The 21,557-nt window shown below is 51.3% G+C and carries 17 protein-coding genes and 1 tRNA gene; 14 read left to right on the forward strand and 4 right to left on the reverse strand.

Going from position 1 to position 21,557, the window contains the following annotated elements:
• Positions 1-97 precede the first annotated feature (97 nt).
• The 5 genes from JFN88_RS09770 to nagZ all read left to right on the forward strand — a co-directional run bounded on the left by JFN88_RS09770 (position 98) and on the right by nagZ (position 7,007).
• Positions 98-982 (forward strand): carbohydrate ABC transporter permease, encoded by an 885-nt coding sequence (locus JFN88_RS09770; protein ID WP_199019143.1) that lies wholly within the window; start codon positions 98-100, stop codon positions 980-982.
• The gene (locus JFN88_RS09775; protein WP_199019144.1) at positions 982-1,809 is read left to right on the forward strand and encodes a carbohydrate ABC transporter permease; all 828 of its coding nucleotides are present in this window, start codon (positions 982-984) and stop codon (positions 1,807-1,809) included. The genes JFN88_RS09770 and JFN88_RS09775 overlap by 1 nt, the downstream gene beginning before the upstream one ends.
• A 75-nt stretch (positions 1,810-1,884) precedes the next feature.
• Complete coding sequence (locus tag JFN88_RS09780) at positions 1,885-3,708, forward strand: cache domain-containing sensor histidine kinase (RefSeq protein ID WP_199019145.1); 1,824 nt, start codon at positions 1,885-1,887, stop codon at positions 3,706-3,708.
• The gene (locus JFN88_RS09785; RefSeq protein WP_199019146.1) at positions 3,705-5,321 is read left to right on the forward strand and encodes a response regulator; all 1,617 of its coding nucleotides are present in this window, start codon (positions 3,705-3,707) and stop codon (positions 5,319-5,321) included. The genes JFN88_RS09780 and JFN88_RS09785 overlap by 4 nt, the downstream gene beginning before the upstream one ends.
• Before the next feature lie 18 nt (positions 5,322-5,339).
• Positions 5,340-7,007, forward strand: coding sequence for a beta-N-acetylhexosaminidase (nagZ, locus tag JFN88_RS09790; RefSeq protein WP_199019147.1), 1,668 nt, complete (start codon positions 5,340-5,342; stop codon positions 7,005-7,007).
• Here the strand turns inward: nagZ and JFN88_RS09795 are convergent.
• Both JFN88_RS09795 and JFN88_RS09800 read right to left on the reverse strand, forming a co-directional pair.
• On the reverse strand, positions 7,004-7,819 hold the full coding sequence (locus JFN88_RS09795) for an undecaprenyl-diphosphate phosphatase (RefSeq protein ID WP_199019148.1): 816 nt from the start codon (positions 7,817-7,819) through the stop codon (positions 7,004-7,006). The two genes, nagZ and JFN88_RS09795, sit on opposite strands and share 4 nt — an antisense overlap.
• An 18-nt stretch (positions 7,820-7,837) precedes the next feature.
• A complete protein-coding gene (locus JFN88_RS09800; protein WP_199019149.1) occupies positions 7,838-8,593 on the reverse strand; it encodes a DUF1836 domain-containing protein in 756 nt (251 codons plus the stop codon).
• Between the two features lie 272 nt (positions 8,594-8,865).
• Here JFN88_RS09800 and JFN88_RS09805 point away from each other — a divergent pair, with 272 nt between their 5' ends.
• Positions 8,866-10,182, forward strand: coding sequence for a hemolysin family protein (locus tag JFN88_RS09805; RefSeq protein ID WP_199019150.1), 1,317 nt, complete (start codon positions 8,866-8,868; stop codon positions 10,180-10,182).
• A 752-nt stretch (positions 10,183-10,934) separates the two neighbouring features.
• Here the strand turns inward: JFN88_RS09805 and JFN88_RS09810 are convergent.
• A tRNA-Leu gene (locus JFN88_RS09810) sits at positions 10,935-11,018 on the reverse strand.
• A gap of 560 nt (positions 11,019-11,578) precedes the next feature.
• Between JFN88_RS09810 and JFN88_RS09815 the strand changes: the two genes are divergently transcribed.
• From JFN88_RS09815 to JFN88_RS09850, 8 genes are all read left to right on the forward strand, one after another.
• A complete protein-coding gene (locus JFN88_RS09815; protein ID WP_199019158.1) occupies positions 11,579-12,358 on the forward strand; it encodes an ABC transporter ATP-binding protein in 780 nt (259 codons plus the stop codon).
• Positions 12,359-12,466: 108 nt separating this feature from the next.
• Positions 12,467-13,555 carry an ABC transporter substrate-binding protein gene (locus tag JFN88_RS09820; RefSeq protein WP_199019151.1) on the forward strand — a complete coding sequence of 363 codons (1,089 nt, stop codon included), beginning with the start codon at positions 12,467-12,469 and terminating at the stop codon, positions 13,553-13,555.
• A 72-nt stretch (positions 13,556-13,627) separates the two neighbouring features.
• Positions 13,628-14,986 (forward strand): LLM class flavin-dependent oxidoreductase, encoded by a 1,359-nt coding sequence (locus JFN88_RS09825; protein WP_199019152.1) that lies wholly within the window; start codon positions 13,628-13,630, stop codon positions 14,984-14,986.
• Between the two features lie 273 nt (positions 14,987-15,259).
• On the forward strand, positions 15,260-15,835 hold the full coding sequence (locus JFN88_RS09830) for an ABC transporter permease (RefSeq protein WP_332908460.1): 576 nt from the start codon (positions 15,260-15,262) through the stop codon (positions 15,833-15,835).
• 10 nt (positions 15,836-15,845) lie between these two features.
• Positions 15,846-16,682: an ABC transporter permease gene (locus JFN88_RS09835; protein ID WP_233167663.1), complete on the forward strand. Its 837-nt coding sequence runs from the start codon at positions 15,846-15,848 to the stop codon at positions 16,680-16,682.
• 117 nt (positions 16,683-16,799) lie between these two features.
• The gene (locus tag JFN88_RS09840; protein ID WP_199019153.1) at positions 16,800-17,552 is read left to right on the forward strand and encodes a class II aldolase/adducin family protein; all 753 of its coding nucleotides are present in this window, start codon (positions 16,800-16,802) and stop codon (positions 17,550-17,552) included.
• A gap of 110 nt (positions 17,553-17,662) precedes the next feature.
• Positions 17,663-18,589, forward strand: a complete 927-nt coding sequence (gene cysK, locus JFN88_RS09845) for a cysteine synthase A (protein WP_199019154.1) — start codon at positions 17,663-17,665, stop codon at positions 18,587-18,589.
• A gap of 45 nt (positions 18,590-18,634) precedes the next feature.
• The gene (locus tag JFN88_RS09850) at positions 18,635-20,245 is read left to right on the forward strand and encodes a gamma-glutamyltransferase family protein (protein WP_199019155.1); all 1,611 of its coding nucleotides are present in this window, start codon (positions 18,635-18,637) and stop codon (positions 20,243-20,245) included.
• Between the two features lie 40 nt (positions 20,246-20,285).
• On the opposite strand, the gene JFN88_RS09855 is transcribed toward JFN88_RS09850, so the two are convergent.
• Positions 20,286-21,269 (reverse strand): BtrH N-terminal domain-containing protein, encoded by a 984-nt coding sequence (locus tag JFN88_RS09855; RefSeq protein ID WP_199019156.1) that lies wholly within the window; start codon positions 21,267-21,269, stop codon positions 20,286-20,288.
• Positions 21,270-21,557 lie beyond the last annotated feature (288 nt).

Genomic DNA, 21,557 nt, shown 5'->3' on the forward strand with positions numbered 1-21,557 from the left:
GATGTGATGATCAGGGCGTCACCCGCCTTAACATATGTGGGGGCGCCCTTTTTTCCAAAACAAGCCTGTGGTCTTTACCCATTATGCGGAGGTTCCAATGAATAAAGCGCTTAGAAATCCTCTGGTTTATATTCTATTTGTCTTGCCGGCATTTATTTTGTTTATCGCGTTTTTTATATATCCGATTTTGACGGCGGTGAACAACAGCCTGACGAGTTGGAATGGCATCTCCAAAACGATGTCTTATATCGGAATGGACAATTACGCTACAGCCGTTCAGGATAAAATTTTCTGGAAGTCCGCTCGCAATAACGTGTACTTTATATTATTTTCCTGCCTCGTCCAGGTTCCAGCAATTGTGTTCTTCTCCCTGCTCATTGCCAATGTGAGGAAGCTTAAAAATTTGTACAAGACCGCGGTTTTTCTCCCTTCAATTATGTCTACGGCAGTCATCGGAATTTTATGGGGGTTCATTTACAATCCGGACTTTGGGTTGATGAACGAATTCCTTGGCCTGTTTGGCATTCAGCCGATTTATTGGCTGTCAGACAGAAACTGGGCAATGATCGCAATTCTGATTACGAATGCCTGGCAATGGACCGGATTTTATATTGTGATGGTATTGGCTGCCATTCTGTCTATTCCGAGAGAACTGGATGAAGCGGCGGCTATTGACGGGGCATCGGGCATACAGAGGGCATTTAAAATTACGCTGCCGCTCATTATGCCGATTATTTCGGTTGTTGTGATGCTCAGTATTGCCGGTGCGATGAAAGCGGCCGATATCGTACTCGTTATGACCAAAGGAGGACCGGCCGGCTCGACGGATGTCATGGCGACGTATATGATCCGTTACGCGATTACAAGCTTCAAGCATGGCTTCGGCAATGCGATCGCCGTGTTGATTTTTGTATTCACAATGGTCATTACGGTGCTGTACCAGTTCCTCATCGTCAGACGGACAGAAAGGATTGAATATTGATGAGAACGTTCAAGAAGACGATTCCGCATATATTTCTGATGGGTTATCTCCTTGTGATTCTATATCCATTCCTGTTCGTCCTGTTCTCATCGGTCAAAACAAACAATCAGGAGATTGCGTCCAACCCGTTCGGGCTGCCTGTTTCCGTAACGTTCAACAATTATGTGAATGCCTGGGTCAATGCGAAAATCAACACGTATTTTTTCAACAGCTTGTACATTGGCGTGCTGGCTGCGTGTATTTCCATTCTGCTGGCTGCGATGCTGTCCTTTGCCATAACGCGAATGAGGTATAACCGGATCAGCAAAATCGTGTTCCAACTCATTCTGATTGGCATGCTCATCCCGAACAACGCGCTGCTGCTCCCGATTTACGGAATGATGAGCAAGCTTGGCGTACTGGATACGCATATGGCGCTGCTGCTGCCTTATGTGGCCAATGCGATCCCGTTCACGGTCATTATTTTGGCGGCGTTCATGCGCTCGCTCCCGGGAGAAATTGAAGAGGCGGCTGTTATGGATGGATTGAGCTCTGCAGGGCTATTTGGTAAAATTATTATACCAATTACTATTCCTGCCATCGTTACGGTTTTTATTATTAACTTTCTGGGCAACTGGAACGAATTTTTGCTTGCGAACTACTTTCTTTCCAGCGATACACTGAAGACGCTGCCGGTGGGGATGGTTGGCTTCAGGGACGCCTACAATACAAACTACGCTCAGATGTCCGCGGGTATTGTGTTTAGCGTCCTCCCGGTAATTGTCATCTATGCCGTCTTGCAGAAAAAAATAATTGAAGGCGTAACAGCTGGCAGTGTCAAAGGATAGCCGCAGGATCAAGTGCCGGGCAGGCATCATGACACCCGCGTATCTGCCAGTATACCGATGGGGAGCTGCTGCTGCTTGAATCTGCGAATCAAAGTGATGACGGCTTTTTTGTCGCTCGTTATAATCCCTTTGTTCATTCTTGGGATCATTACCTTTATCGTAACGTTCCGATCGATTGAGCTGAAGTATGCTCAGCAGGCCGAATATTCTCTTAAGGCGATCGGATACAGCATTAGAGGAGTTTTCAATGAAATCAATAATTTGACTGACAACGGCATTGCCAAGGGGGTGTTTCAGGAGGCGTTGATGGCCAGCGACCCGAATAGCCAGGATTTGACCGCTACGACGCAGCTCGAGCTGAACGCCAACCAGAAAAATTTCCGCTCGCTGCTGTATACGCACCCGGCCATTGACTATGCGTTTTTGTATCATGCGTACAGCAACCAAGGGCCAAGCGTGATCACAATCTTTAACAAAGAGAATTTCCAGACGCTTCCTTATGAGAAGTTCAGGGAGCATCCGCTGTACAATGAAGTCATTTCGCTGAACGGCATGCCCAAATGGATAGCCCCTTACGAATACCAGGATTTGACCGGGTCGGATAAGGTGTTTGCGCAAATTCGGCTGATCAAAAACTTGAGCAATTTTAAACGGGTCGGTATTCTGGTGGTCCAGATCAAAAACTGGGAGTTCGAAAAAATATTTCAAAATCTAAAGCTGGGCAGCGACATGAAAGATACCCGGTTTATGCTCGTCAATGATGAAGGACTCATCTTATATGATTATCAATCCGAGCTCGACGGACAACTCCTGCAATCTCATATTCAGTACAAACTGCATTTGGACAATGACTATCAGAGCTTTAAGGAGGAATTCGCCGGGCAGGAGAGTGTTATTGCCGTTCATAAGCTGAACGGATACCCGTGGCGGCTTGTCTCGGTTACCTCCTGGCGCTACCTGTCCCAGGAAGTAGTCACCTTTGCCAAATGGTTTGCCGGCATTATCCTTGTCTGTGTGTTGACCGCGATGCTCTTTAATATTTTGTTCATAAACCGGATTACCGGCACAATCGGTGTTATCGTTCGGTTCATGCGCAAGGTGGAGAACGGCGATCTTGGCGCGCGTGTGGAGGAGAAGGGGGATGATGAACTGTTGCTTTTGCAACAGGGGTTCAACAACCAGATGGATAAAATCAATGAGCTGTTCGAGCAGGTGAAGCGGGAGCAACTGCAAAAGGCCAATGCCGAGCTCAGGGTGCTGCAGGCGCAGATCAAACCGCATTTTCTGTTCAATACATTGGAATCTATCAATGTGCTGGCCGTTCAGAATGAAGGGAAGAAGGTCAGCGAGATGGTGTTGCGGCTGGCGAGCATTTTGCGAATCAGCATTCAGGACAAGGAAGAGATTGAGTTGGGTCTCGAGATTGAGCATTTGCGCAGCTACTTGGAAATTCAGAAATTCCGCTTCGAGGAACTGTTCGAGTATGAGATTGACATCCCTCAGGAAATGATGGGCTGCATGCTGCCCAAGCTGACCCTTCAGCCCCTGGTGGAAAATAGCATTCAGCACGGCTTTGAGGGCATAGATTATATCGGAAAAGTCAAGGTAACAGGGCGAATGGACAAGGACCGAATATTGCTGCAGGTGGAGGACAACGGCATTGGCATGACGAATGGGCAGCTCGCGGCCCTTTCCTATGTAGGAAAGGAGGACCCCGCTTTGCAAACCGTGCAGCCTTATCCAGGCCATGAGCGAAGGGGACTGGGCCTTAGGAGCGTCTCCGACAGGCTTCGGATTCGTTATGGCAGCAAGTACGGATTGTTCATATGCTCCATGCCGGGACAACAGACCTTGATTCAGTGCGTCATTCCAAAACAGGAGTCGGGTGATGAGCGATGAAGCTGAAAGCTTTGCTGGTAGATGATGAGGTGCATATTCTCAACAATCTGTCCAAGGTGCTTCCTTGGGCGGAAATGGGATTTGAGATTATCGGCCTGGCCAGGAGCGGCGTAGACGCGCTTGAGACTGCAATTTTACACCAGCCGGATCTGATACTGAGCGACATTCGGATGCCGGTTATGGACGGCATTACCCTGGTGCGGCAGGTCAGGGAGCAGGGCTTGACCTGCGAGATTTTGCTGTTGTCGGGCTATCAGGAGTTTGAATATGCAAGAACGGCGCTCCGTTACGGAGTACGGGACTATATCTGCAAGCCGATCAACTATATGGAGTTGGAACAGACGGTACAGGATATTGCAAGGCAAATCAATGAGCAGAAGAAGAGACAGGCAGCCGAGTTGCGTTTGCAGGAGGCGGCTGTACGGATTCAGGATACTCGTTTGCTTCATGCGCTGCTGGGATTGGATCAGGAGACGGGTGCCGAGTTTGAAGAGGAGGGGGAAGCTGGGGAAAAGAACAGGTACGGCATTTTGCTTGTGGATCTGGAGGGGTATGCCCACCAGTCGATTATGTGGAAGATCCGCGACAGGAAAGCCTGGAATCTGCGTCTGACAACTGTTCTAAAAGACATGCTTGCTCCGCAGTTGGTATCCTGTACGGTGCTGCAACTGCGCGAGGGGGAATGGTGTGTCGTATTTGAAAATTCAATAGCAAAGGATGAAATGACGAGAGAAGAGATGAAGCCAGGCTACGAGCGGCTGCAGGCCGTTGTCAATGAGAAGGAAGGCATGATGATTCGAATGTGTGTGGAGAAAAGCCAGCTTTCCATGCGTGAGCTTGGTCCTGCTTATCAGCGGCTGCAGCAGATACTGATAAGGAGCGAGCCGGAGGAATGGTATTTGGATGCGGGCGCGAAGCAGTCTGAGTCTGGCCTCTTGAATTCGGGAGGTGCGCTGGATGCGACAGAACCGCAGTGGCTGTGGATTGAGCAGATCGGCAGCGGCCTGCGGGGCGGCAATCAGGAATTGCTTGCGCAGGTGATGAACGAGCTGAAATGTTATATCGGTCACTTGAACGAAGGCCAGGCCGGCAGGGTGGAGAAGGTATTGCATTATTTGCTCATTTATTTGCTTCGTGAAATGCGTGAGCTGCAAATGCTGTCCGGGGGACAGGAGGAAATGATCTGGCTGCGGCTGCAGGGAGCGTTGAGCCTCAAGGAGCTGCTGTCCCTGATTATGTCGCTGATTGAGCAAGCAAAAGAATCTCTGATGGGGAAAAAATCCTCTGAACGGCTGATGATGGCAGCTCAAAGTTACATTCAACAACATTTGGGGAAAGACTTTGGGATTGAAGACATTGCTGACTATTTGGGAATCAGCTGCAGCTACTTCTGCCTGCTGTTCAAAAATTATTTTGGGGAAACTTTTGTCGAGCATCTGACCCGGCAGCGGATCGAAGCGGCCAAGAGCCTGCTCGGAGGCAGCGATAAGTCCATCACTCATATCGGATCTGTTGTTGGCTATCAGGAACGGCGCTATTTTACAAAAGTGTTTCAAAAATATACCGGCATGACCCCTTCGGAATACCGAATGAAGGAATCATCCGCAATCTGAATAAGAAGGTGAGAGGAAATGCAATTGGAATTGTCACAATGGACATTGGAGGAGAAGGTCGGCCAGCTTTTTATTTGCGGCTTTAACGGGCTGATACCGGATCAAGGGATTACTGCACTGATTACTGAATTTCATATTGGCGGTATCGTATACTTTAGAAGAAATATAGAATCCATTGGGCAAGTCCGGGAGCTCTCGCGAAGTCTGCAAGCATCGCCCCGCAGCCATTCGGAGATTCCGCTATTTATCTCTATTGACCAAGAAGGGGGCATGGTGTCTCGGCTCGACCACGACGGAATCAGCCGCATTCCAGGCAATATGGCGCTCGGGGCGGCGAATGATCCAGTCCTGACGTATGAAATTGCGGTTCTCTCGGCGCAGGAGATGCTGGCGCTCGGGATGAACCTGAACTTTGCCCCTTGCGTGGATGTCAACAATAACCCGGCTAACCCGGTAATCGGCGTTCGCTCGTTTGGGGAGAACCCTGAGAAGGTAGCCGTGCATGGCGCGGCCGCAATTCGCGGCTACCAGGCAACCGGCGTCTGCGCCACTGCCAAGCATTTCCCTGGACACGGGGATACGGCAGTCGATTCTCACTATGGTCTTGCGTCCGTACCACACGACCGTAATCGTCTTGAACAGGTTGAGCTTTTGCCGTTCCGTCGGGCGGTTGAGGAGGGCGTCGACGCCATCATGACGGCGCATGTAATGTTCCCTGTGTTTGAGCCGGACGCTATTCCTGCGACGTTATCCCGCCGCGTCCTGACGGACCTGCTGCGTGAGGAGATGGGCTATGAGGGCCTGATTATTACAGATTGTCTGGAAATGCATGCGATCGCGAAGCAATTCGGTATTGCAGAGGGCGCGGTGCGGGCTATTGAGGCCGGAGCGGATATTGTTCTGGTGAGCCATACGCTGCCGGAGCAGATTGGCGCGCTGGAGGCGGTTCGTGATGCTGTACGAAGCGGACGGATCAGCGAAGATAGAATTGACCGGTCGCTGGAGCGGATTTTGTCCTTGAAGGCGAGACGGCTTGCACGGTCAGAGAGCGTTGCTCAAGTGGCTTCAGCCAGCGAGTGTACGGATGCCGGTTCGCTGACCCCTACGGAGGAAAGCAGTAGTCTGCTGGGCCGTGCAGCGGAGCAAAGTGTCACCCTCATATGCGACAACGGCAATTTGCCGCTGGATCGCACCCAGCCGGTGTTGGTGATCTGGCCGGAGCTGCGGTACCGAACAGAAGTTGATGAACCATCCGTTCATAAGTATACGCTGGGAGATGCGCTGCGGGCTGCCGGATATGACGCAGTTGTATGCACAATTGGTACGGAGCCGGAAGAAGCGGAAATCCATGAGGTAATCAATCAAAGTACGCGCTTCAAGCAAATTGTAGCGGTGACGTATACAGCGGAGGCAGCGATCCCGGACGGCCAGCGCGGTCTTGTCAAGGCGTTGAACCGGGTGAAGAATTCCCGGGTCATCGTCGTCTCTACCCGTAATCCGTATGATATTGCGGCATTCCCGGAGGTTGGCACTTATCTGTGCCTCTACGAGAACCGCCAGTTTTCCCTGGATGCGTTGGTCAAGGTGCTGGCCGGCAACAAAAGCCCGCAAGGCATTCTCCCGGTCAGTCTCGGAACGAAATACCCTGCAGGCTTCAGCAAGCCGCCGCTTGATGGTTCAAATTAAGTCAGAAAGATAAGTACGAGGGTTCCCGCTGCGAAGCAGTACCAGGAGAAGTATTTCAGATTGCCGCGCTCCATGATGCCCATGAACCATCGGAGCGCGTAATAGGTTGCTACAAAAGAGAAAATGAACGCAAGTGTATAAGGAAGCGCGCGGGAAGCAAGTTCAGGATCGCGCACCAACTCCTTCGTTTCCAGAATCATCCCGCCGATACTGATCGGGATGTACATGAGAAAGGAAAACCGCAAGGCGGTTGATTGCTTGAGGCCAAGGCCAAGCGCAGCAACAATGGTAGCGCCGGAACGGCTGATGCCCGGAATCAGGGCGACAGCCTGGGCGAGACCGATAAGCAGCGCATCCTTGGCTTTTAGCTGTGCGTCGCTTTTGCGGCCCCGCAAATTGCGGATCAGCCAAAGCGCAACTCCTGTAAGCAGCAGGGTTACCCCTACAGTTGTCATGCCTTTGAATGTTTCAGATATCATATCGTTGAACAGAAAGCCGACCACGCCAGCAGGAATCGTGGCGAGTACCAGGTAAACGATGAACATAAAATCAGAGCGGGCCGCTTCTTCGCGGCGAATCAAATAGGCCCAGCTGTTTTTGCCCAGGCGGATAATATCTTCGCGGTAAATGAGAAGAACAGCCAGCAGTGATGCGAAGTTGACCAGCACTTCGAAGGATAGTCCTTCAATATGTAAGCCGAATAAATTTTGGGCAATAATCAAATGTCCGCTGGACGAAACGGGAATCGGCTCCGTCAATCCCTGAAACAAGCCTAATAGCGCGTACTTCAAATTCAACCAAAATTGTTCCATTTCCGGTATAACACCTCACTAATGTAATTGATGCAAAAACAACATGCCATTCACATATCGCCGGGCCAGTGAATGAAAGCTTGACGCATGTACGGATAGAATTGCAACATGAAGTGCGCTTTGCAGTGCCTTCTGTTGCTGTTCAGTCAAGTTGCTATGCATGGCGGCGTTCTCATAAGTGATCTGATCAATCAGCTTGTCCCATCTGGCAATCGGATCGCCTTGCTCCCCGGGTACTGTTTTGAACCGGACATCCAATTCCTCGTATAAAGACGCATAGATGGCGTAGAACTCCAGCGGCTCAATCATCCCCGCCGCGCCCACGGAATGTTCCTTAAAGATAATGCCGAAGTACTTTCGTATCGATTCATAATCAAGCGTGCAGCGCAAATCCTCAATAACAAAAAACAACGCAATTTGCTGCAGAGAGTACCTTTTCCCCTCTGATGGTTGTCCGATAAACGACTTGAAATCTCTTTTTACCCAATTTTGAACAGAAGTTAAGGAAAATTGGGCATACTCAATATGAACCCCTAACGAAACGATGTCCTGCAGCGAAAATGCAGGATTTACCCCAGTTTTGATCAGCCGTTCCATGATTGGTGAGAGGGATGTGGAAATAAAAGCATTCATCGACTCGCCTTGCTCTATCTCACGTTGGTGACGGATGAGCCAGCTGTTCTGCACGATGCTGAGCGGCGAGATATGGGATGAACGGCTCAAGGAGTATAACAGGCAGGCCATTTCTTTTCGGGTCAGGGTCAAGGTTTCCATGCCAAGTCACCTCTTTATTGTCTTGAAATCCAAATCAGGGAAACGTCTCAGGTTAATGATAAATTGGGATGCGCCCGATGTCAAAGTCTTAAATGAACGAGCGGGCCGTATTTCATCCCGAAACAAATGAAAATTAAACCATTTCAGGTGTTTTTCCCTTAATCGGAGGTTTGAGTGTCGAACTTAACCTGTATATAATTAGGTTCATGAAACAAGTTCATATGAACTTGAACCATCAATGTTTTCATTTGCCTACAAGAAGGAAGGATGTCATGGTTCTCAATTTATTTTTAGTGGCGATATTAATTATTTTGACCGCGCTTTTCGTCGCAACAGAATTTGCAATTATCCGCATTCGTCCAAGCCGGGTGGACCAGATGGTACTTGAAGGCAAGAAGAATGCTCTTGCTGTAGAGCGGGTAACCAGCAATCTGGACGGTTATTTGTCCGCTTGTCAGCTTGGTATTACCATTACCGCGCTCGCGCTTGGTTGGCTAGGTGAACCGACGGTGGAAAGTCTGCTGCGTCCATTATTCGAGAGGATTGAGATTGGCGAGAATCTGACCCATATTTTCTCTTTCGGGATCGCCTTTTTCCTGATGACCTATCTTCACGTTGTGCTTGGAGAGCTTGCTCCCAAGACGTTGGCCATACAGAAGGCAGAGCAGATCTCACTGGTGTGCGCGCCGCTCATTATTGTATTTTACAAATTCATGTTTCCGTTCATCTGGATTTTGAACGGCTCGGCCAACAGGCTCATTCGTCTGCTTGGCATGAAGCCGGCCAGCGAGCATGAGGAAGCGCACTCCGAGGAAGAAATTCGCATCATTTTGTCCGAGAGCTACCAGAGCGGAAAAATCAACAAGACGGAATTTGGGTATGTCAACCGGATTTTCAACTTTGATGAGCTGCTTGCCAGAGAAATCATGATTCCCCGTACGGATATGATATGTCTTTATGCGAACAAGCCGTTGGAAGAGAATATTGCGATTATTAAGAGAGAGCAATATACTCGCTTTCCTGTTGCAATGGAGAATAAGGACAACATCGTCGGAATGATCAATACGAAGCAGTTTTTTCTCAGCTATGACAACCAGAAGGATTTTGATGTGAAGAAGCTGCTGCGCCCCGTGCTGACGGTGTCCGAAGTTACGCCGGTAAAACTGCTTTTGAAACGGATGCAGCAGGAGAATGTACATATCGCGCTGCTGATGGATGAATATGGCGGAACGTCCGGGATGATTACGATTGAAGATATACTGGAGGAGATTGTCGGGGAAATCCGCGACGAATTCGACCAGGATGAGAAACGGGAGATTGAGCAACTGGACGAGAATCATTACCTCGTCGAAGGTGTAGCGCTCATCGATGAAATTAACGAATTGCTCGATATTAATCTGGAGCATGAGGACGTGGACTCCATCGGAGGATGGATCTTTTCACAACAGCCTGAACTGGAGAAGGGCGTTGAGTGGCATTATGATAATTTGACATTTATCGTCAGAGAACGGGATAAGCGCCGCATCCGAATGATAGAAATTATGAAGCATGATCATCAGGACGAGCCGGAGACGGTTGAAAATAGCTGATATCAACGAAAGAGCGCTACCAACAGGCAAATGGCCATGTACCGCCATTACCCGGGAAATTATCTTTGTGGTTCGTTATATTTCAACTCCAATTTTCGGTTGTATAGCAAATATGTAATAAATGCCAGCCTGTTGAAGGACTGGCATTTTCCTTTTTCTCTGAATTTTTGCTTAGTGTGGGCATACGGCCTGAAATTAGCGAGATTTGCGGGAGTTCCGGCCTGTGATGCCTACAGGTCCGCAATATACATTTTTGTATGAAACCGGGAAAATATGCTTGGGAACTGGAACAATGTGATGCTTGTTTATAACTTCAATCGGATGAACAACTGGCACAACTTGAGGGTGAAACGTATTATGGAATACCTGTGTTGGAGCAGTAGTGACCGGGCTCACTTGGTTAGGGCCGATTCCGGCTGGGCTTACCTGGTTACAATTGTTTTGATGGTAGTATGACATTCTGTCAACACCTTCCCGAAGTTTTTAGTTACGATAGCAGTATACGCATACGGGCTAAAAAAGCCTGTACATTAGCCTCTGTGCGTATATAATTCCGCATTTGTCCAAATTTCGCACTATCTCGCTTATTATCAGGCCACAATATGCCGGACAACTCGTCTCTAAGGGACATTCCTGTATGGGAACAGGGGATGGGGATACCTTCAAAATTTTTTCCATAAAAAAAGCCCTACCCTGCGTAAAGCAACAGAATAGAACCTATATTGAAAAATCTATTAAATTGAAATAGGCAATGCGGTCGAGAGGACTCGAACCTCCACGGTATTGCTACCACTGGAACCTGAATCCAGCGCGTCTGCCAATTCCGCCACGACCGCATGTTGTTTGCCAACATTAAATAATGTATCACGAATGGGTATAGTCGGTCAAGCTTTTTGTGAAAACATTCTCAGATCGCTGACTTTTCATTTACTGAGTCGTAATGCCTTTCGGGAATTTTGTGTCCAAATCGAACGCGCCGTTTCTTCATGTTTTGGCTTGGGAAAGAGAAGAGGGCAATCTTGAGAGACCGTGTACCCGCTTGTAATTTTTCCGACGAAAAGGTCGGGATAAGTCGTTCACATAGTGGTTGCAAATTTCGGACAAAGAGACTCCAATGCCTTGAAAACCGCAATAATATAAGACTTTTTATCCTGAAAGAAATGAATTGACATCCATAAATGCGAGTGATAGAGTACACTCAAGAAATAACATTTATTCATACTGGTTTACTTGGTTTAATGTCGAATGAGAGTTCGAATGCCGCAATACATGAACGTGCTGACCGTATGGACGGAGGCATTCATGCCGGCTTTATCGCAAAGGCCTTGCGATAGAGTGGGCATCGGAAGCATCTTGTTCGGCTCCAAACCTTGATCAGTGGAGAGGAGAGATTACCATCGGCCACGCACTATTAGAAATTCAACATTTGTCCAAAAGCTTCGAGTCCGACGCCAAAACCGTGCAGGCGCTGCACAATATCGAGCTCGACGTGCAAGAGGGAGAGTTCATCACCGTCATTGGCCCGAGCGGGTGTGGCAAGAGCACGCTGCTGCGCATCGTTGCGGGCCTGGATCTCGAATTCCAAGGAAGCGTAACTCTGGACGGCCGCCCCATCGGGGGACCGGGTATTGATAAGGGTTTTATCTTCCAGGAGCCGAGGCTGTTCCCTTGGCTCACGGTCGAGAAGAATATTGCGGCTGATTTGTCGCTCAGAAGCTCTGAGGTGCGGCGCAAGGTCGACGAATTAATTGAACTGGTGCGACTGACCGGCTTCGAGAAGGCTTATCCCAAGGAGCTATCGGGTGGGATGGCCCAACGGGTCTCCATCGCCAGAGCTTTGCTGCGCAATCCTCGAGTTTTGCTGCTGGACGAACCCTTCGGCGCTTTGGACGCGTTCACGAGAGCGCACATGCAGGAAGTGTTGCTTGATATCTGGCAGCGCAATGGAACGACAATGATTTTCGTCACGCACGACATCGACGAGGCCGTCTTCCTGGGCAACCGGATCGTCATCCTGAAGTCGCGTCCCGGCGAGATTCGCGCCAAAATGAACGTCGATCTGCCCCACCCTCGGAAGAAGGTGAACTCCTCCTTCCAGACCTTCCGTTATCAGGTGCTCAGTGAATTCGAGAAGGTCGACGAGTTGAATTGGGGTGAGTCGGGCGCGGGCATATAGGCTTCCGGCCGATTCCGATTTGCGCCAGTTTCTGCAGGTGCAACGGTTTGACTGTCAAGAATAGGACATTTTCATAAGCAAAGCTTCATATTGAAAGGAGAAACTTCTATGATTCATCCACATAATCTGATTCGCCGCAAGATTTTCCGAACCATTCTTATACCTGTTCTCGCAACTTTGCTTTTGTTCTTGCAAGCTTGCGGCCAGAGCAGCTCTAACGCAGGAAGCGCTTCTTCTTCCGCTACCGCCTCGCAACTGGACCAGAGCGGTTCCGAGTCTACCTCGTCTGCAGAGACCGGACAATCGGAAGCCCAAACGAAAGTTCCCGAGGTGCTCAATTACGTATTCGTCGGTGTAACCGGCAAGCAGACAGGAGCGGAAGGCTGGGGCTTCCATACTGGCATTATCCCGAAGGTGCTGGCAGAACACGGAATTAAGACCGTTAACGCAATCGGGGCAGGCACCGGGCCGGATGTTAATGAAGCGCTGCTGTCGGGGCGCGCGGATGTAGGCTCGACAGGCGACACGCCGGCGGTACTTACCCATGCTGCAGGTAACAAGACGAAGGTGATCAGTTTCTACACCACGTCGATGGAGAGCTATCTGATCGGCAAGAAGAACGGTCCCAAGACAGTCAAGGATCTGGAAGGCAAGACGATCGCGGTCGTGAAAGGCTCGCTTATGCATCGTTATGTCGTCGGCGTGCTGGAGGAGAACGGTGTCAATGCCAAAATCATCAACATGTCTTGGGCGGATTCCTATGCGGCGCTTGCCCGCGGTGATATCGACGCCTTCGCTCCGGCAGCTTACGATTATACTTCCTACAAGTTGGTTCACGACGAAGGATATCCGGTGCTGGATTCGGCCAAAGACCATCCTTCCTTGCTTGCCACAGCGGTTACGGTGGCGACGGAGGCGTACCTTGCTAAATACCCGGACTTCCCGAATGCCTGGGCTGCGGCGCGTACGGCCGCTTTGGAGGATCTGAAATCGAAGCCGGACGAGTATTACGCGTTCGTTGCCGAGCAGACCAAGGCGCCGATCGACGTGGTGCCGAAGCTCTATCCAATCGAGCTGATTTCAGATTCGAGCATTTCCGAGGAAGGCATCAGGCGGCTCGATGAAGCGCGTCAATTCCTTGTGAAGGAGAAGTTGGCCGCTTCCGATTTCGATTTGAACGACTGGATCATCAAGTAACGGAAGCCAAAGGCGCCGGAAGCTTCCGGCGCAAGGCTAATTTCGCAAAGCTAATTTAAGGAGGAATCGAACATGACAAAGGCTAGAAAAAGACAATTGCATCTGGGGGCGTTCTTCACGGGAGCAGGTTCGAACGTGGCGGCATGGCGGCATAAGGATACGCCTTCGGACGGCGCTGTTAATCTGCGTCACAACATTGAGCTTGCACGCATAGCGGAGGACGCCAAGTTCGACTTTGCCTTCATCGCGGATTCCGCCTATATTACCAAAAGCTCGACGCCTTACTTCCTGAGCCGCTTCGAGCCGCTTACCATTCTGTCCGCGTTGGCGGCGGTGACAGATAAGCTTGGTCTCGTCGGCACCTTTACGACCTCGTTCAGTGAACCGTTCACGACCTCAAGGCAGTTGGCTTCGCTGGATAAGCTCAGTGCGGGCCGAGCCGGTTGGAACGCGGTTACCTCGGCGTTGGAGGACGTCGCCAAAAACCATAGCCAAGACAAGCTGTTTTCGCACGCTGAACGGTATAAAATCGCGTCCGAATATATTCAGATCGCCAAAGGTCTATGGGATTCCTGGGAGGACGACGCCTTTGTCCGGAACAAGGAGTCCGGGCAATACGTGGATTTGGACAAGCTGCACACGTTGGACTTCAAGGGCGAGTATTTCTCAGTGAAAGGCCCGCTGAACATGGAGCCTTCGCCCCAGGGCCGTCCGATCCTGTTCCAGGCAGGGGCTTCCGAAGAAGGTCGGGACCTGGCCGCCCGGGAGGCCGATGCGATTTTCTCCAATTCAAGCGATCCCGATGAAGCGCGCGCCTTCTATAAAGACGTCAAAGCCAGAGCGGCCGCCTACGGACGAAATCCCGACGAGCTTCTGATTTTCCCGGCGATTACGCCGATTATCGGAGCTACCCCAGAGGAAGCGCAGCAAAAATACGAGCAGACTGCCGCCTACGTGGATATCCAGCTTGCCGTTAAATATTTAAGCCGCTTCTTCAGCTTCTTCGACTTCTCACAGTTTCCGCTGGATGAGCCGCTGCCCGACCTTGGCGATATCGGCAAGGACAGCTTCAAATCGACGGCGGAGTACTACAAGCGTATCGCCAAAGAGGAAAATCTGACGTTGCGAGAGCTGGCGCTGCGGGTCGCGACGCCTCGCGGGGACTTCGTCGGAACGGCTGAACAGATCGCGGACCGCATTCAACATCTGTACGAGATCGAAGCGGTGGACGGCTTCATCATATACGGCTACGTGCAGCCGGAAGGGCTCCGGGACTTTGCGGAGCAAGTCGTGCCGATTTTGCAGCAACGCGGATTGTTCCGTAAGGAATACGAGGGCAGCACACTCCGCGAGCATCTGGGCCTGTCCTATCCGGTTAACCGGCATACGCTGGCGAGAGATGCCAAGACATTCCAGATCCAAGGCGGGTGACGCGAATTGAGCATTCGGCAAGTTGAATTCGCGGCTCCACGGACAACTGCGACCGCGTCGAAGCTCATGGCCAGACGTTGGGGGCGCAGGCTCTACAAGCTGTTGGCAGGACTCGTGCTACCGCTCGTCCTGCTCGCTGCGTGGCAGATACTTGGAGACCGGGGCCTAATCTCGACGCTGCTGTTTCCCACGCCCGCCGCAATTTTCAATAATGCTCTAGGGCTGTACGATACGGGGGAGCTGACGGACAATCTCCGAATCAGCTTGGTTCGGATGCTATCGGGTTTTGGGCTCGGGGCCAGCTGTGGCTTCGCGTTTGGTCTGGCGGTCGGGCTTTCCCGATACGTGGAACGCTCGCTTGATCCGACGATCCAGATGATTCGGATGGTTCCCCATCTCGCGCTAACGACGCTGTTCGTTCTATGGTTCGGCATCGGGGAGACGGCGAAGGTGCTGCTCATTGCCAAGGGCGCTTTTTTCCCGCTCTACATCAATACCTACCTGGCCATTCGGAACGTGGACGGCAAATATTTCGAGGTCGCCCGGGTGCTTGGCTTCAGCGGGAAAAAGCGGTTATACCGGCTCGTTGTTCCGGCGATCATGCCCGGAGTCTTCCTCGGCATCCGACTCTCCGTTGCCGTATCCTGGTTGGGACTGGTCGTTGCGGAAATCATGGGCTCGACTTCCGGGATCGGCTACATGATGATGGACGCAAGAGCGATGAGCATGACGGCGACGGTGTTCGTCGGTATTTTCCTGTTCGCGATTCTCGGTAAAACATCAGATTCGCTCGTGCTGGCCCTGGAGCGGCGGGTGCTGCGGTGGCGGGACAGCTTCGGCGGAAGATAGGGGGAGGAAAATGGCCGGACAATCGGAGATGACGTCTCCCGTTCCCGTTCGCGGCAGTAAGCCGGGAGCAAAGCGTGCGAGGGCGAGAAGAAGAGTCGACTTGCTTATCGCCTCCGCGCTTCCCGTGCTGATTTTGGCGGTATGGCAGACAGTGGGTTCAATCGGGCTAGTCGAGTCGATGTTTCTGCCGACGCCATGGCAGATCGTGAAGGGATTCCGGGAGCTTGCCGTCACAGGAGAATTATTTCAACATATCGGCATAAGTCTAGGCAGAGCGGCGGTCGGATTTTCCGTCGGAGGCGCGGCAGCGTTCGTAATGGGCATATGGACCGGATTTTCACGGCGTGCGGAGGACATGATTGATCCGTCCGTGCAATGGCTGCGGATGATACCGAATTTGGCGATCGGACCCCTGATTATTCTTTGGTTCGGATTCAGCGAGACGTCCAAAATCATCATTATCGCCGTCGGCTCGTTTTTCCCGATCTACATCAATACGTTTCTCGGGATTCGCAGCGTGGACAACAAGTTGTATGAAGTTTCGCGCGTGCTTTCGTTTAATAGTTTCCAGCAGGTGCGCCGACTGGTGCTTCCCTCCTCCTTGCCCCATCTGCTTCTGGGCGTAAGGCTGTCGCTCGCGATTTCATGGCTCAGTCTCGTCGTGGCAGAGCTTATCGGGGCAAGCTCCGGTGTCGGACATCTCATTTTATACGCTTCACAAAACGCGAGAACCGATCTCGTCTTCGTTGGCGTCATCGTATTTGCTGTTGTCGGCAAGGCTGTCGATTCTCTCGTCCGGTACTTGGATCGAAAATGGCTCAAGTGGCGTGACGGATATCGAGGATAAAAGCGGAATAAAGGCGAGTGCTTCGCTTCTCCAGAATCCTGTCACGTCCCGGTTATCCGACTTCAGTTTCTTTCATTCAACGGATCTAGCAAGCTAAAAAACGAGGAGGAGATAACAATGGCTGTCATTCCTAAAGGGACAAGACCCGAGCCGCCTGTTTTCACAAATCTGGAGGATGAGCGGGAGTATCGCAAGATCCGGCTCGCGGCGGCGTTCCGCGTATTTGCAAAGTTTGGCTATGACGAAGGAGTGATGGGGCATATCTCGGTTCGGGACCCGATCAAAACCGATCACTACTGGACGAACCCGCTCGCGCTCAGCTTCAAGTTAATTAAGGCCAGCGATCTCGTGCTTCAAAATTACAACGGCGAAATCGTTCACGGCCATGGTCATGTCCATGGCGGCGCGCTTCAATTGCATCTCCCGCTGCAGAAGCTGCGTCCTGACATTATCGCCATCGCCCACACGCATTCGATATATGGGAAGACCTGGTCCTCGCTGAACCGCTTGATCGATCCGATTACGTCGGAGTCCGCCGTGTTCTATAAAGCTCATGATGTATTTGACAGCTATAAGCACGGCGAAGGCGAGGCTCTGGCGAATGCGGTTGGAGACCACAAGGCGCTTCTTCTGAAAAACCACGGTCTTGTTACGTTCGGGAAAACGGTGGACGAAGCCGCCTACTGGTTCATCTCCCTGGAGAGGGCCTGCCAAGCGCAGCTTCTCGCGGAAGCGGTAGGGACGCCAGAGCAGATTCCGCAGGAGCGCGCGGAGAAAATCTCCAATCTCTTCACGCCGGCCATGGGTTGGCTTAACTTCCAGCCCTACTATGATTCGATTATTCAGGAGCAGCCGGACCTTGCCCTGTAATCGAACCGCGATGGACGGGCAAGAAAGGCGGCGCGGAGGCCTGAAGATTCGGATTTTCGCGTCGCAGACGGCCGAGCCGGACAAGCCGGACGGCAACAGGAGGATTCCCAATGGTTTCAAAACGAGTGAACAGCATCACGGACCTGATCGGGGAGACGCCAGCGGTCAGACTGAACCGTCTGACAAGCAAGGATGACGCGGAAGTATACGTGAAGCTGGAATATTTCAACCCGAGCGGCAGTCTGAAAGACCGAGCCGCGTTCAACCTGATTGTAGAAGCCGAGAAGTCGGGTCGATTAAAGCCCGGCGCGACGATCATCGAGCCGACAAGCGGCAATACCGGGATCGGACTTGCCATGAATGCAGCGGCCAAGGGATACAGACTCGTCATCACGATGCCGTCCAACGCTACGAAGGAACGCATTCATATATTGAAGGCTTACGGAGCGGAGATCGTATTGACGCCGCCTGGGGAGCGCATGTCGGGAGCGATCCGCAAAGCGCTGGAACTGCAGCGCCAAATTCCGGGCAGCTTCGTGCCCCAGCAATTCGAGAATCCGGCCAATCCGGATATCCATCGTACTACGACGGCACTGGAGATTCTCGAACAGATGGAAGGCCAGCTCGACGCGTTCGTGGCGCCGGCAGGCACCGGCGGCACGATTACCGGAACGGGTGAAGTGCTGCGCGAGGCGTTGCCGGACATTCGCATCGTGGTAATCGAGCCGCAAGGCTCGCCGGTTCTGTCCGGCGGCAAGCCGGGTGCGCACAAGCTGATCGGCGCAGGTCCGGGGTTCATCCCGGGCGTCATCAATCAGAACGTGTACGACGAGATTGTGCAGGTATCCGATGCCGACGCCGTCAAGATAGCGAAACAGCTTGCGATCTTCGAAGGCATTCTCGTAGGGCCTTCCTCGGGCGCATCGGTATGGGCCGCACTGCGGGAAGCCCGCAAGCTTGGACCCGGAAAGCGTGTGCTGTGCATCGCTCCCGACAACGGCGAGCGGTACCTCAGTTCGGACGTATTCGACGAATGAGCGAGCTGTTGCCTGACGGTTATTATATAGGAAGGGGATTGCCAGATGACGTTTGATCCGCTCTATCATCCTTATCCCGCTTATCGAACGCCCGCCTATGCCCGGCGGGGCATGGTCGCAACATCGCAACCTCTGGCAGCGCAGGCCGGTCTGGATGTCTTGAAGCGGGGCGGCAACGCGGTAGACGCAGCGATCGCGACCGCCGCAGCGCTGACTGTCGTTGAACCTTGCTCGAACGGTATCGGCGGGGACGCCTTCGCGCTAGTCTGGATCGAGGGTGAACTTCACGGGTTGAATGCCAGTGGGCCCGCCCCGCACTCCATCTCCATTGAGGCGGTGAAGCGGGCGGGGTACGACGCCATGCCGAGTTACGGAGCAATGCCGGTCACTGTGCCGGGGGCGCCTTCGGCATGGGCGGAGCTGTCCCGACGATTCGGGAAAATTCCGTTAGCCGAAGCGCTCGAGCCCGCGATCCGCTACGCGGAGGAGGGTTATCCTGTATCGCCGACCGTTGCCTACCACTGGCGAAAGTCTTATGATTCGTACCGCAACGTTCTTCAGGGAGCTGGCTTTGCCTCATGGTTCGAGACATTCGCGCCTGGAGGGAAGCCGCCTGCGGCAGGGGAACTATGGGCTTCTCCCGACCATGCCCGCACCTTGCGGCTTATCGGCAACAGCGAAGCGGAAGCATTCTACCGCGGGGAGCTGTCCAGCCGAATCGCCGCGTTCGTGCAGGAAGAGGGCGGTTTCTTGAGCGAGGAGGATCTTGCCCGGTTCCGGCCGGAATGGGTAGAACCGATAAGCATCGATTACCGGGGCTACAAGGTATGGGAACTGCCTCCCAATGGGCAAGGTCTCGTCGCGCTGCTGGCGCTGAACGTCCTCAAGGGTTTCGACAGTCTTCAGCCGGGCGATGCGGACACGTATCATAAGCAGATCGAAGCTATGAAGCTGGCTTTTGCGGACGGCAGGAAATATATTACCGATCCCTCCTTTATAAATGCCAATACGGAGGGACTGCTTGCGGACGATTACGCGTCACTGCGCCGGGCGCTTATCGGCTCTCGCGCCGGATTGTATGATGCGGGACAGCCGAAGGGAGGGGGTACCGTCTACTTGGCGGCGGCGGACGGCGAGGGCGGTATGGTGTCGTTCATCCAAAGCAACTACATGCAATTCGGTTCCGGTCTTGTCGTCCCTGGAACTGGCATTGCACTCCAGAACCGGGGGCGAGATTTCTCATTGAACGAGAACGACGCCAACCGGCTAGAACCCGGCAAGCGGACGTACCATACCATCATCCCGGGATTTCTGACCCGAGGCGGGGAGGCGGTCGGACCGTTCGGCGTGATGGGCGGAATCATGCAGCCGCAAGGCCATGTTCAGACACTTATGAATATGATCGACTACGGCTTTCATCCGCAGGCGGCGCTCGACGCGCCTCGCTGGCAGTGGACGAACGACCGGACCGTTCTGGTGGAGCCCGGGTTCCCGGCCGCAATCGCGCAAGCGTTGGCCCGGAGAGGTCACGATATCCGGTTCGCGCTTGAATCCGGTTCCTTCGGGAGAGGACAGATCATCCTGCGCGACCCTGCCACTGGCATTCTCTGCGGCGGTACGGATTCGCGAACGGACGGAATCGTTGCTGTTTGGTGATGATCCGCGTAAAGCAACAGAACAGCAACCTATTCCAGGGCTACAAGGCATCATGTGAAAGAAGATTAAATAAGACAGCCGCCAGTTCCTCTTCGATATTGGCGGTTTCTATTATTTTTGCTGATATTGCATGTTTTCCGGAATCTAATGTGTTGGTTAGATAGTGTTTTGAAGTTCTGGAGAAGATGACATTCCAGTTCATGATGATGTTATTGAAATGTTCTGTGAAGTCGATCAACTCATGAAAACCATGATGTTGAATCATATCTGTCAAAAGTGATTTAAAGCGAACCCTATTTAATAGAGTATTTTTTATAAGTCTATATAATTTAGTTCCAGAAAAATCATTTGCATTGGTGAAATATGCATTGAAATCCCAATTATATTTAAAATCATGGGCAAATATCTTCATATAATCAGCAGCAGAGAAATTTGATTCTTTGAAAAATGAATGTATCATGGCTTTTTTTAACAAGCTGCTTGGATCGGGTGCAATTTCTCTCTTTTCATAATTGAAAGAGTAGTACACGCCGGATGCAAGTTTGAAGTCTTCAATGGATAGTACTTCTGATACCTCATAGTAAGGGTCTAAAACTCTAACCATATCATTATGAATGCCAACGACTACGCATATGTGATTGTTATGTTGTTTCTGATACCCTTTATCTCTTGGGGAGTAATAAGAATCATATCTAGTCATTGTAGGCTGTCCAAGACGTAAATTATCTTGTATAGCTCCAATAATTTCATTAGCTTTTGTGGCGTGGTTTTCAGTAAATGTGATCCCATAAACATGGTACAAGTTATCTTTAATTTTATGTTGGTCTTGTGATGAGACTGAAAATAAATCATTTAATGAAACGCCAGTTTTATTATATTGGAAGCACCAGGTATTCAGGTACATTAAACGATAACCGACAAAGTTCCATGAGGCGAGCGTTGCAATAGCATCCTCAAAGCAGGTAGCAAACTGATTCGATGGGATACTTCTTTCCGGGTATACCAGCAAAGTTGAAGTAATCATAATTGTGCTCCTTTAATAATAAGCTTCCAATGGGAAAATTATTTATATATAGGTATGAAGATTGTTAACTAAAGACGATAACTGATTTGGAAGAATTCAGGGTAATTTCAATGGAAATATTAAACTTATTAAAAATATAATTTAAAAGTAAATTTACTCTTTTATAGTATGTGACTGGTTATTTTCCGTCAAGAAAAATCGCAATGATGTTGTTGTTCTGTGATAATGTCACCCTATAACTGTTCTGAGATAATGTCACTATGGGACAGGAGACAATCACATTGACGG

The organism is Paenibacillus roseus, from assembly GCF_016424485.1.
Taxonomy (GTDB): domain Bacteria; phylum Bacillota; class Bacilli; order Paenibacillales; family Paenibacillaceae; genus Paenibacillus_D; species Paenibacillus_D roseus.